The 11,942-nt window shown below is 65.9% G+C and carries 14 protein-coding genes; 9 read left to right on the top strand and 5 right to left on the bottom strand.

Translation table 11 applies throughout. The annotated features are described in order from the left end of the window. Positions 1-51 precede the first annotated feature (51 nt). Positions 52-666, top strand: coding sequence for a superoxide dismutase family protein (locus tag AC1VXC_RS05765; protein WP_313173923.1), 615 nt, complete (start codon positions 52-54; stop codon positions 664-666). Between the two features lie 388 nt (positions 667-1,054). Here AC1VXC_RS05765 and AC1VXC_RS05770 read toward each other — a convergent pair whose 3' ends face one another. Next, complete coding sequence (locus tag AC1VXC_RS05770) at positions 1,055-1,942, bottom strand: hypothetical protein (RefSeq protein ID WP_481539626.1); 888 nt, start codon at positions 1,940-1,942, stop codon at positions 1,055-1,057. A gap of 90 nt (positions 1,943-2,032) precedes the next feature. Between AC1VXC_RS05770 and AC1VXC_RS05775 the strand changes: the two genes are divergently transcribed. The 3 genes from AC1VXC_RS05775 (at position 2,033) to AC1VXC_RS05785 (ending at position 5,044) form a co-directional block, all read left to right on the top strand. Next, positions 2,033-3,328 carry an acetyl-CoA C-acetyltransferase gene (locus AC1VXC_RS05775; RefSeq protein ID WP_313493881.1) on the top strand — a complete coding sequence of 432 codons (1,296 nt, stop codon included), beginning with the start codon at positions 2,033-2,035 and terminating at the stop codon, positions 3,326-3,328. A 143-nt stretch (positions 3,329-3,471) separates the two neighbouring features. Beyond that, positions 3,472-4,344 carry a hypothetical protein gene (locus AC1VXC_RS05780; RefSeq protein ID WP_313174523.1) on the top strand — a complete coding sequence of 291 codons (873 nt, stop codon included), beginning with the start codon at positions 3,472-3,474 and terminating at the stop codon, positions 4,342-4,344. Positions 4,345-4,495: 151 nt separating this feature from the next. Next, positions 4,496-5,044, top strand: a complete 549-nt coding sequence (locus AC1VXC_RS05785) for a hypothetical protein (RefSeq protein WP_481539864.1) — start codon at positions 4,496-4,498, stop codon at positions 5,042-5,044. Positions 5,045-5,094: 50 nt separating this feature from the next. On the opposite strand, the gene AC1VXC_RS05790 is transcribed toward AC1VXC_RS05785, so the two are convergent. The 4 genes from AC1VXC_RS05790 to AC1VXC_RS05805 form a co-directional block, all read right to left on the bottom strand. Continuing rightward, the gene (locus AC1VXC_RS05790; RefSeq protein ID WP_313174527.1) at positions 5,095-5,532 is read right to left on the bottom strand and encodes a hypothetical protein; all 438 of its coding nucleotides are present in this window, start codon (positions 5,530-5,532) and stop codon (positions 5,095-5,097) included. Between the two features lie 43 nt (positions 5,533-5,575). Continuing rightward, positions 5,576-6,838: a heme biosynthesis protein HemY gene (locus AC1VXC_RS05795; RefSeq protein ID WP_313174528.1), complete on the bottom strand. Its 1,263-nt coding sequence runs from the start codon at positions 6,836-6,838 to the stop codon at positions 5,576-5,578. Further along, positions 6,835-7,815 carry a uroporphyrinogen-III C-methyltransferase gene (locus tag AC1VXC_RS05800; protein WP_481528643.1) on the bottom strand — a complete coding sequence of 327 codons (981 nt, stop codon included), beginning with the start codon at positions 7,813-7,815 and terminating at the stop codon, positions 6,835-6,837. Before AC1VXC_RS05800 ends, AC1VXC_RS05795 begins: the two co-directional genes overlap by 4 nt. Positions 7,816-7,928: 113 nt before the next feature. Next, entirely contained in the window at positions 7,929-8,711 is a 783-nt protein-coding gene (locus tag AC1VXC_RS05805) for a uroporphyrinogen-III synthase (protein WP_481539863.1), read from the bottom strand. A gap of 42 nt (positions 8,712-8,753) precedes the next feature. Here AC1VXC_RS05805 and AC1VXC_RS05810 point away from each other — a divergent pair, with 42 nt between their 5' ends. The 5 genes from AC1VXC_RS05810 (at position 8,754) to AC1VXC_RS05830 (ending at position 11,838) form a co-directional block, all read left to right on the top strand. Next, positions 8,754-9,212, top strand: a complete 459-nt coding sequence (locus tag AC1VXC_RS05810; RefSeq protein ID WP_313174533.1) for a YiiD C-terminal domain-containing protein — start codon at positions 8,754-8,756, stop codon at positions 9,210-9,212. Between the two features lie 27 nt (positions 9,213-9,239). Continuing rightward, a complete protein-coding gene (locus AC1VXC_RS05815) occupies positions 9,240-9,668 on the top strand; it encodes a hypothetical protein (protein ID WP_313174534.1) in 429 nt (142 codons plus the stop codon). 64 nt (positions 9,669-9,732) lie between these two features. Beyond that, on the top strand, positions 9,733-10,170 hold the full coding sequence (locus AC1VXC_RS05820; protein ID WP_313174536.1) for a rhodanese-like domain-containing protein: 438 nt from the start codon (positions 9,733-9,735) through the stop codon (positions 10,168-10,170). 104 nt (positions 10,171-10,274) lie between these two features. Next, entirely contained in the window at positions 10,275-10,790 is a 516-nt protein-coding gene (secB, locus tag AC1VXC_RS05825) for a protein-export chaperone SecB (protein ID WP_313174538.1), read from the top strand. Between the two features lie 19 nt (positions 10,791-10,809). Continuing rightward, the gene (locus AC1VXC_RS05830; protein WP_313174540.1) at positions 10,810-11,838 is read left to right on the top strand and encodes an NAD(P)H-dependent glycerol-3-phosphate dehydrogenase; all 1,029 of its coding nucleotides are present in this window, start codon (positions 10,810-10,812) and stop codon (positions 11,836-11,838) included. The last annotated feature ends 104 nt before the right edge of the window (positions 11,839-11,942 follow it).

Consider the following 11,942-nt stretch of genomic DNA (forward strand, 5'->3'; position numbering starts at 1 on the left):
ATTGCGTCCGCCCATCCCGATTCGATCCAGACCAGCAAGGGAGTTACCCAGATGCGATTGATCCACACCAGCCTGTTCCTCGCCAGCGCCCTGGCGCTGACCGCCTGTAACAAGGGCGCAGAGCCCGATGCGGCACCGGCCGATACCGTTGCAGCGCCGGCGGCAACCGCGCCTGCTGCCGACCCGGCGGCACCGCCGGAAATGGCCAAGCCGATCGCAACCGCACAGTTGCAACCGACCAAGGACAGCACGGTCGCCGGCACCATCAATTTCAGCCTGGTTGATGGCCAACTGCGCGCCAGCGGCGATATCACCGGCCTGAAGCCGGACAGCGAACACGGCTTCCACATCCACGAGAAGGGCGATTGCAGCGCGCCGGACGGCACCAGCGCCGGCGGCCATTTCAATCCGGGCAGCAGCGAGCACGGCAGCATCAGCGCGGCGATGCATCACGGCGGCGACATGCCCAACATCAAGGCCGACGCGCAGGGCAACGCGCATATCGACGGCCCGGTGGCGAGCAACGTCAATGTCGGCGTGGGTGATGGTTTCGACATCGTCGGCCGCGGCCTGATCGTCCACGCCGACCCGGACGACTACAAGACCCAGCCGACCGGTAACGCCGGCGCACGCCTGGCCTGTGCGGTGATCACCAAGGTGCAGTGACGGTCTCCCTCCCTTTCGCGCAGCGAAGGGGAGGGTTGGGGAGGGGTGCTTTTTGGCTTTGGCTCTAGCTTCGGCTTTGGCCTTCACCTTCGCACCTGCTCTCCACTCAGCGCTATCAAATTGATCAGCCGCTGAGCTTTCCGGTCGGAAGACCGAGGCCAGGCAAAAGGCAACAGCAACTGCACCCCTCCCCAACCCTCCCCTTGCCTCCGGCAAAGGGAGGGGGCAGGTCGCGGCGAACATCAACTTGCTGCATGCACGGCCCCCTCCCTTGCGCAACGCGCAGGGGAGGGTTGGGGAAGGGTGCTGTTGCTGTTGCCCCTGCTCCACCCCGCTTCAAAACAGAAAAGGCCGCTTGCGCGGCCTCTCTGCATTCACCAGCGCACACTCAATGCGCCAGCAACGCCTTCGCATCCTGCCCGGCATGCACGTGCACATACAGCACGTCGATGCCATGCGCTTCCAACACCGCGGCCATCTGCCGCTGGCGCATCATGTACTGCTCGTACACACGCTGCAGGCGGTCGCAGTCATTCTTGTCCTGCGCGTAATGCGCACACCAACCCGCCGGATCGAACAAGGCTATCCGCACTTCGCCGCCGACGTAACGCAGCAACGGTTCGGGTGAGGCCTCCAGCCATTGTTCTTCGTTGGGCGCGAACATCGCCGTCTCCAGTATCGGCCACAAGTCCGCCAGGCCCTGGTTGTCGTACTGCATGGCCATCATCGCGGCCAGGTCGTTGACGGTGAAATAGCGCGCATGTTCGATCTGCGCGGCAAAGCTGTTCTGGGCCAGCAGCGCGGTGTCCGGCTGTGCCATGCCATTGGCCAGCAGCACTTCTTCCAGCGCATCACGCACCTCATGGCGCACCGCCGCTTCGCCGCCAGCCAGCACGAACGGCAGCAGCCGCAGCGCACCGCCGGTCAGCGCAGCATCGGCCTGCAGCGGCAGCGGGATCTCGCCATTGGCATCGGCACCAAACGCCAGCAGGCGCGCACCATGATTGCGGCCGGGGGCACGCATCTGCAGCTCTTCCAGGCGCCGATGAATGGGCAGGCCGGGGCGCAGGACTTCGGCCGGGTCGAAATGCGCCGCAGCGAAGACCAGGTCCAGTTCGCTGACCTGCGGCACCAGCTTGGTCAGGTCGCGGCCGATCAGCGCTGCCAGTTCACCAGCCTGCTCGGAGCCCAGGGCTGCCTTGCCGGGCTGCTCGCCGCCAGCCAGTTCCAATGCCACTACGCCAAGGGCGTTCACGTCGGGGTTTGAATTGCTCATGATTCGCGGTTGGCCCATCACGGCCTCGAAGCTACACTCAACACCATTATGCCTGCTATCGCGTGCAGGCCACTTTGAACACTCTTTCCCATGTCAGGTACCCGCATGCCCAGCGCTCGACCCGTCGCCATCCTCGGTGGTGTCCGCATTCCGTTCTGCCGTCAGAACACCGCTTATTCGGACGTTGGCAACCTCGGCATGTCGGTCCGTACGCTTGGGGCGCTTGTTGAACGGTTCGGCCTGCATGGCCAGCAGTTGGGCGAAGTGGCGATGGGCGCGGTGATCAAGCATCCCAGTGACTGGAACCTGGGCCGCGAGGCTGCACTGTCGTCCGGGCTGTCGCCGCTGACCCCGGGCATCACCCTGCAACGTGCCTGTGGTACCTCGCTGGACAGCATCATCACCGTTGCCAACAAGATCGCCCTGGGGCAGATCGAATCCGGCATCGGCGGTGGTTCCGATACCACCTCCGATGTGCCGATCGTCTACGGCAAGAAGCTGCGCGCGCGCCTGCTGGCGGCCAACCGCGCCAAGAGCACCGGCGACAAGATCCGCACCCTGCTCAAGGGCTTCAAGTTCTCCGAGCTCAAGCCCGAGTTCCCGGGCGTGGCCGAGCCGCGTACCGGCAAGAGCATGGGCGACCATTGCGAGGACATGGCCAAGGAATGGAACATCTCGCGTGAAGCACAGGACGCCTGGGCGGTGTCTTCGCACAAGAAGCTGGCTGCCGCTTACGAGCGCGGTTTCTTCAGTGACCTGATCGCGCCGTTCCGCGGCGTCGAGCGCGACAACATCCTGCGTCCGGATACCTCGCTGGAAAAGCTGGCCACCTTGAAGCCGGCCTTCGACAAGGCCTCTGGCCGCGGCACCCTGACCGCCGCCAACTCCACCCCGTTGACCGACGGCGCCGCTGCAGTGCTGCTGGCCAGCGAGGAATGGGCACGTGCACACGGTCACGAGCCGCTGGCCTATTTGCGTGATTCGCAGGTTTCGGCAGTGGACTTCGTGCATGGCGAAGGCCTGCTGATGGCGCCGACCACTGCCGTGCCGGAAATGCTCAAGCGCAATGGCCTGACCCTGCAGGATTTCGATATCTATGAAATCCACGAAGCCTTCGCCGCGCAGGTGCTGTGCACGCTGAGCGCCTGGGAAAGCGAGGACTACTGCCGCAACCGCCTGGGCCTGGATGCAGCGCTGGGCCGCATCGACCCGGCCAAGATCAACCCGCTGGGCTCTTCGCTGGCCACCGGCCACCCGTTCGCCGCCACCGGCGCCCGCATCATCGGCACCGTGGCCAAGGAATTGGCTGCCCGCGGTGGCGGTCGTGCGCTGGTATCGATCTGCACCGCCGGCGGCATGGGCGTGGTCGCCATCGTCGAGCGTTGATGCGCCGTTTGTAGTGCCGACCCATGGTCGGCAGGGGCGTTCCCGGCAATGCCCCTTGCCGATCATGGGTCGGCACTACAGGGCCCTTGCAGGGCCCGGCCCGGCCCCCCTATTGTCTGCTCACCAAAGGACGGGGGTAGGGCATGAAGCGCATCGCGATTGGTTTGGCCGTGCTGTTGTCAGGTGTGGCGGCGCCTGCCGCTGCCATGACCTTCATGAAAGTGGAGCACGTCTGCCCGATCGGCGGCGAGCGTTTCAGCGCGGAGGAAATGGGCTCGGGCACGGCCTTCGGCCACTTCCTCGACGGACGCCTGCATGGCGCCATCCAATCGCCGTGGCCACTGGTGTCCTGCCCGGGCAATGGTTTCGTCATCTACAAGGACGATTACAGCGCTGACGAGATCAAGCGCCTGACCGCCGTGGTCGAAAGTGACGACTACCAGCGTATGCGTGGCCACGAAACCAGCTATTGGATGCTGGCGCGCTTGTTCGAAGCGGTCGATGCGCCGTTGCGGGACCGTGCCGGAGTCCTGCAGCGTGCCACCTGGCAGGCCTCGCCCGGGCAGTATCCGCGCTATGTACAGGCCGCGTCGGCGGCCGTCGCGCAGCAATGTCCGGATGCGCGTGCCGCCGCCGATCAGGATGAAGCATGGCTGTATTGCCAGATGCTGCTGGGCGAATGGGAGCGCAGGCTATCCCGTTTCGACGCGGCACGGACGCGCTTCGAGCGCCTGCAGCCGCTGCCTGGACGATTGCTGACCGGCCCGGATCACGAGCATGCGCGTCGCCAGTACATTGCCGAAATTGCACAGCAGTTGCAGCTGATCGCGGACAGAAGCGCGGTCAACACGATGGCGGTGGACGCGAATGCACCACCACCGGCCAAGGAGACGGCAGCAGGACCTGTTTCGCGAGAGGCCGCGGAAGCCATGGTCCGGGTCGCGGCAGATGCGGCTGCAGCGGCCGCAGATGCCGCCGCTGCCAGTGACGCGGATTCGCCATCGGCCAAGCGCTGAGCGGTACAAGCGGGAAAATCCCGGCGACTTGAGGGTTTCGCGGGCCACGTTCCAGGGAGCGGGCTTGCCGCATACTTCACTGCCACGCCAACGGCGCAGGTGCGGGTCGCTCGGGAGGCGGCCCGCTGGAATTTCACAGGGGATGCAATGAATGGATGAGTTCAACCCATATGCGGCGCCGGAGGCCTTGCCGCCACCGCTGGCCAACAGCAGCCCGGACAACAGTACTTGTTGGCGCGATGGTGACGAGCTGCTGGCGTTGCCGCATAGCGATCTGCCGCGCTACTGCGTCAAATGCGGGAAGCCGGCGCTGGAGTACCGCCAGCGCAAGTTCTACTGGCATTCGCCGTGGATGTACCTGCTGATCCTGCTGCACTTCCTGGTCTATCTGATTGCCGCACTGGCGGTGCGCAAGACGGCGGTGCACAACGTCGGCCTGTGTTCGGCGCATCGCAAGCGGCGGCTGAATTTCATGCTGATGGCGTGGTGCTCGGCGGTACCGCTGTTTGGCTGTTTCCTGTTCGACAGTGGATGGGTGGTCGGCCTGGGGATACTGACGTTCCTGGTGATGCTGCTGTGGGGCCTGATCGGCATGCAGATACTCAAGCCCAGGAAGATCGATGTGAACCTGGCGGTATATCGCGGCGTATCCACGGCGTTTCTGGCGCGTCTGCCGCGCTATCCCTATCGCCGTGACTAGCTGACGGCCGCAATCACGCCGGCGCGCATATGCGTGCCGGCGTGGAGCGGTCAGTCTTCGCTGTGCGTCTGTGAGTGGTCCAGCAGGAACTGGCTGATGGCCTGGCGCAGTGGCAAGTCGTCCGTACGTTGCGCCAGTGCATCTGCGCGCCGTGCATGGTCCTGGGCGGCGGCGACATCGCCCAGGTTGGAAAGACGTTCGGCCAGTGCCAGGCCGATCGAAGCTTCGTAGTTGATCGCCTGCGCTGCGTTGGCAAGCATCAGTGCGTGCTTGTAGTGCGCGATGGCGACATGGTCATCGCCGGTGAAGTCGGCCAGCGTTTCCCAGAGGAAGGGATGGTCGCGGCCTGCAGCCGCGATTGAATCGCAGTAGGCGTGCAGCTGTGCATACAGCGATGCACTGGCCTCTTCTTCGCCATCTTCGCAGGCGTTGAGGATGGCGTCGGTCAACGCGACCACGCGCGCATGGATGTCCGGGGGTATGTTCATTACGGCTCGTTACGAAAAGCGTCGAGGGTGGGCTTGCAGAGACTCAGCCCGGCAAACGCGGGAAGCCATGCGCATCGCGTTCTTCAGCCACCGCCTGGTCCTGGATCTGCTGGTGCAGGTTGCGGCGTTGGATCGACTGTACGGGCTGGCCGCGGCGCTGGCGCACCGCATTGAGCAGGCACTGGCTGGCCAGCGCCTGCTCATCCTGTGCGGCAAACACCTCGCCCAGGGCCTCCCAGGCGTCGGCGCCGGCATCCTGGGCGATGGCCCTGTGCAGGAATTCCTCGGCCTGCGACCATTGGCCCTGGCCAACGGCCAGACGGGCCAGACCCAGCAGCAAAGCAGGGCTGTTGGGATGCGACTGCAGCCAGCGTTGTGCACTGGCGCGGCGCGAATCGAATTTCTCCACCGGCAGCTGCGTGTACAAGGCGACCAGGGCTTCATCCCAATGGCTGTCCAGGGTCTGTTCGATGCTGCGCAGGGCAACGTCGGTCCAGTTCAGGGCGACCGCGCGCTGTGCGTAGTGGGCCACCGCCTGCGCGCTGACCCGCAGTGATTTGGGCAGCACTTCCCAGCGTGCAGCCAGCGTATTGACGTCGCTGGCCTCGTCGAGCATCTGCAGGGCGAGCGTGGTTTCCAGTTCGGCAACAGCGTTCGGTGGCAACACCTGCTGCTGGCGCAGCGCGCCGAGCTGGCCGTAAGCCTCTTCGGCGCGACCGGCGCGCTGCAATGCCTCGGTACGCAGCCACAGGCCGCGCGGCGGCAGCGGCTGCAGGGCAGGCAGGTCCAGCGCGTTGATCGCTTCCAGTGGCTTGTCCAGCTGCAGCCAGCGCTCGGCGCTGTGCAGGGCGTGCAGGTGTGGGTCGGCTTCGGCCAGCTGTTGCAGATGTTGGCCGGCGCTGCTGTTGTCCTCGCGTGCTTCGGCTGCGCGCATGGCCGCAACCAGGGCGATGGGGCGTACGGCTTTCTCGGTCGCAGCGCTCTGCAGCAGTTTCTCGGCGCGTTGCCATTGGCCGTTGTCCAGTGCCTGCAGGCCATCGATCAGGCGCGCGCGCCCCTGCTTGCGGCGGTGCCGGGCCCAGGCCCGGAACGGTGTGCTGATCAGTGACCACAGCAGCCAAACCAGCAGTGCGGCGATCAGTACCGCCAGTGCGGCCTGCGGCAAGGTGGCGATGTAATCATGGTCGCCGGCGCGGACGATGACTTCGCCCAGGGCGCGTACCGAATCCTGGCCCAGCCATTGCGCGCCGAAGATGCCGATGGCGGCGACCAGCAGGACCAGCAGCAGGGAACGGAAAGCCTTCATGGTGCGTCCTTGGCGGCGCGCGTGTTGCGCAGTTGCTGCAGGGTGCTGCCGAGTTCGGGCAGGTTGGGGCGCAGTTCCACGCCACGCATCTGTCGCAGTTCGTTGCGGCGCTGCTGGCGTTGCGGTGAATCCGGCCACAGCCGCTGCAGCCACCCGTCGGCACGGTCCAGTGCCTGCTGCCAGGCCTTGTCATCACCGCGCTCAAGGGCGGCGCGGGCCAGGCTCAGCTCGATCTGCAGCGAGTCATTGGCGGCGATGCGCTCGGAACGGGCAACCAGTACCTTGCCGTCGGCCGGGCGGATCTGCACCAGCGGCGACAGCATCTGCTGCCACCATGGCTGCCGGGTGTCGGCGGGCAGCTGCAGGTGCTCGGGCAGGCGTTCCAGTTCGCTGGACCACTGCTCGAGCTGGGCAGCGGTGCGGGCGCGTACGCCCGGGCCCAACGCATCCAGCGCATTGCGCTCCTGGATCAGCGCCTGGCGCAGGTTGAGGTAGTCGGGGCTGTCGATGCCTTCCAGTGCGTTGGCGGCCAATGCATACAGGCGACGGGCGCCGTCCAGGTCACCGGCAAAGGTCAGCCGTTGCTGGGCCTGGTTGAGCAGCAGTTCCGCCTCTTCGCGGCGCACGGCCTGCGCGCCTTGGCGTGAACTGTCGGCCAGTTGGGCGAGGTTTTCTTCCAGCAGCGCATTGCGCTGGCTCAGCCCCAGCACTTCATCGCGCAGCACGCGGTTGGTGGCGGCGGCATCCTGGATGCTGCGGGCGTTGGCGCGCTGGTCGCGGCGCAGGGCTTCCAGCCCCTGTTGCAAGGCGCTCAACTGCTGACTGGCACTGTCGCGGGCCAGCGCTGCCTGCTGCTGGCGGGTCTGCCAGCTGTGCCAGCCAAACCAGCCGGCCGCGCCCAGCGCGGCGATGGCGATCAGCGGCAGGAGCCAGCGCAGCGGGCGGCGCGGTTGAGCGGGTGCGACGTCTTCATTCATCGGGGGCAACATCCTTGGCGGGCATGGCCACGACACAAGGGTGACCACGCTGTTGGTGCCGGCAAAGCATCGCCCGCGCGCTGCAGGCCTGCAAGTCGCCTCTGCGCGTGCACTCAGCCTGCGGCCGGGAAAACCGCTGCGTGGGCGGCGCTGGCCAATTGCCCGGGCAAGGGCCCGGCGGCAACGCTGATGTTGCGGAAACCAAGTTCGGCCGCAAGCGTGGCCAGGCGTGCGCTGGCGGCGACCGCTACAGCGTCCTGCCATTGCTGCAGCAACGCTGGCGGCAGGTAGGGCAGCACCGTCTGCAGTGCCTCGCCACTGCTGATCGCCACGACATACGGCTGCGGCAGTGCCTGCAAGCGGGCGATGGTGGCCTTGCTGACCGGCAATGGCAGCCGCTCGTAGACATCGATCCGCTGCAGGGTGGCACCGCGTTCGCGTACCTGTGCGGCAATCACGCCGCGACCGCCGGGAGCAGTGACCAGGGCCACACGCAGTCCCTGCAGGTGCTGCATGGCAGGCAGGGCCAGCAGTCCCTCGCTGTCCATCCGGGTCGGGGCGTGCACGTTCACCGCGCCACGCCGGCGCAAGGCGCGCGCCGTGCCTTCGCCCACGGCGACCACGCTGCCGGCACGCAGCTCGGCCAAGGGCAACAGGCGTGCAGCGGCTTCGGCAGCGGCAGGGCTGGTGAACACCAGCCGGTCGCAGGTGCGTGCTGCCGCCAGCTGCTCGCGCGTTGCCTCATCGGTACGCATCTGCAGGCGCCAGGGCGACAACGCCACGGTACGTGCACCCAAACGCGCAGCGGCGCTGCGCAAGGTGTCGTGCTGCCCTTGCGGGCGCATCGAGATGAGATGCCAGACCGTGTCGGCTGGCACATAGGCGGGGCGGTTCATTCCATGCATTATGCGGGCGCTTTCCGTTTTTCGTCCGATTTCATGTCCGAACATATTGATGAAACCGTGTTGCTGGAACAGCTCCAGCACACGCTCGTGGCAATGCCGCCGGTTGCGGCGATGGGAATCCGCATCGCCGGTTACGACAACGGCGTGCTGCGCATGCAGGCGCCGTTGGACGTCAACGTCAACGACAAGGGCAATGCCTTTGGCGGCAGCCTGGCCTCGGTGATGACCCTGTCGGGGTGGGCGCTGGTCAGCATGCGCCTTGGACTGGCCGGCAAACAGGCCGAGGTCTACGTGGCCGACAGCAGCATCCGCTACCGCGCGCCGGTGTACGGCGATCTGCTGGCGACCGCGCGGCTGGCACCGGAACAGGACTGGGACGACTTCCTGACCCTGTTCACCAAGCGCGGCCGTGCCCGGGTGACGGTACGCGCGGCGATCGAGGGCGGCGCGGCCGAGTTCGAGGGACGCTTCGTCGCCCTCGGCAAAGGCTAAGATCGGCCATCACCGAAGGGGGTCTGCATGTACCGAAACCTGTTCCAGTCCGTTGTCATCGCCCTGTTGCTGGTCGCCGGCGGCGTGCAGGCGGAAGGGCCGAGCCGGTCGCAGCGCAACAAGCTGGTGCCCACCCAGGATGCCTATGTGGCGGCGGTGCGCTGGGGCGACTTCGAGAAGGCGGAAGGCTTCATCGACCCGCTGTACCTGCAGCAGCACCCGCTGACCGACCTGCAGCGCGAGCGCTACCGGCAGCTGCAGGTGTCCAGCTACCGTGAGCGTTCGGCCGGTGTGGGGGCCGATGGCAGCATCGAGCGGCGGGTCGAAATGGGCGTGATCAACCGCAATACCCAGGCCGAACGTCTGGTCATGGTGAATGAGCGCTGGCGTTGGGACCCGGAAGCCAAGCGCTGGTGGCAGGCCGCCGGTTTGCCGGATCTTTGGCAGGGCCAATGAGGCATTGGCTGCATTTTCACCGGCTGTGCGACAATCCCTGCCCGCTTATCGACCCGTGACCTGAGTGAATTACGAAGAGTTGCTGGCCTTCGCCGGCCGAAATCCGATGCTGTCGCTGGCCCTGGCCGGCCTGACCGTGGCCATCATCGCCACCGAGGTCGCACGCCTGTTCCGCGGCTACAAATCGCTCAAGCCGTCCGAATTGACCCATATGATCAATGCCGGCGGTGCGACCGTGATCGATCTGTCGGCCGCTGCCGACTTCGAGAAGGGCCATATTGCCGGTAGCCGCAATGTGCAGCCGGCGCAGTTGACCCCCGCGCACAAACTGCTGGCCAACGCCAAGCAGAGCCCGGTGGTGCTGCTGTGCCGTACCGGCAATGCCTCGGCTACGGCCGCCAAAGCACTGAAAAAAGCCGGTTACGAGCAGGTTTACGTGCTCGACGGCGGCCTGCCGGCATGGCAGGCGGCAGACCTGTTGCTGGTCAAGGGCCGCAACTGAGTCAGCAAATTTTCAGCAAGGGCTTGTGTAGGGGAAGAACCGCCCCCATCGCTGGTCTTGTACTAATCCCATTCAATGAACAATCTGTTCTGGAGTCTTGAGCAATGTCCGAAGAGAACACCAACGGCGTAGTCCCGGCCGACGAATCCGCCAACGGCCCGGCTTTCACCATCGAGAAGATCTACGTCAAGGACGTTTCGTTCGAGTCGCCGAACTCCCCGGTCATCTTCAACGAGAACGTGCAGCCGGACCTGCAGCTGAACCTGAACCAGAAGGTGCAGCGCCTGTCGGAAACCGCTTTCGAAGTGGTGCTGGGCGTGACCCTGACCTGCAAGGCCGGTGACAAGACCGCCTATGTGGCCGAAGTTGAGCAGGCTGGCGTGTTCGGCCTGATCGGCCTGGAACCGCAGGCGATCGACGTGCTGCTCGGCACCCAGTGCCCGAACATCCTGTTCCCGTACGTGCGTTCGATGGTGTCGGACCTGATCCAGGCCGGCGGCTTCCCGCCGTTCTACCTGCAGCCGATCAACTTCGAAGGCCTGTACGCCGAGACCCTGCGTCAGCGTCAGCAGCAGGGCGAAGCCTCGCTGGCCGACTCCGAGCCGGCTGGCAACGCCTGATCGGCGTCTGCGTTCCAGTATGAGTACGAACGACGCGGAAAAGATCGCCGTTCTTGGCGCGGGCTCCTGGGGCACCGCGCTGGCCACCCTGTTGGCCCGGCACGGTTCCCGGACCGTGCTGTGGGGACGTGATGCAGCGGTAGTCGAGGCGATTGATCAGCGTCATGAGAATCCCCGGTATCTGCCGGGGATTCCCTTGCCAGAATCCCTGCGCGCCAGCACCGACCTGGCTGCCACCGTTGAAGGTGCGGCCTGGATCCTGGTGGTGGTGCCTTCGCATGCCTTTGCTGAAACCGTGCGCGCGCTGGCGCCGCTGCGGCCGGCCGGGGCAGGCGTGGCCTGGGCAACCAAGGGCTTCGAGCCCGGCTCGGGCCGTTTCCTGCATGAAGTAGCGCGTGAAGTGCTGGGCCCGGACGTGCCGTTGGCCGTCGTCACCGGCCCGTCCTTCGCCAAGGAAGTCACCCTGGGCCTGCCCACCGCCATTACCGTGCACGGTGATGACGAGGCATTCGCCCAGCAGGTGGCCGATGCGATGCACGGCCCGGCATTCCGCGCCTATACCGGCGACGACATGGTCGGCGCCGAGCTGGGCGGGGCGATGAAGAACGTGCTGGCGGTGGCCACCGGCGTGGCCGATGGCATGCAGCTGGGCCTGAACGCCCGTGCCGGCCTGATCACCCGTGGCCTCAACGAGATGCTGCGGCTGGCAGCGGCCATTGGTGGCAAGCCGGAAACCCTGATGGGCCTGGCTGGTCTGGGCGATCTGGTGCTGACCAGCACCGGCGACCTGTCGCGCAACCGCCGTCTGGGTCTGGCACTCGGCCGCGGCCAGAGCCTGCCGGATGCTGTGAAGGAAATCGGCCAGGTGGTGGAATCGGTGCAGACCGCCGATGAAGTCATGCGTCAGGCCGATCGCCACGGCATCGACCTGCCGATCTCCAAGGCGGTGCAGTCGGTACTGCACGGCGAACTGAGCCCCTCCGAAGGCCTGCAGCAGCTGCTGGCCCGTGAGCAGAAGCCGGAATACCCGGACACGCTGTTCAAGTAAGGATGCGCGACGATCAAAGAAGAAGCCCGGCAATGCCGGGCTTTTTTTTTTGTAGTGCCGAGCCATGCTCGGCAGTCGCTTTACCGATACCCCCTGCCGAGCAT

This window comes from Stenotrophomonas sp. STEN033 (genome assembly GCF_056856655.1).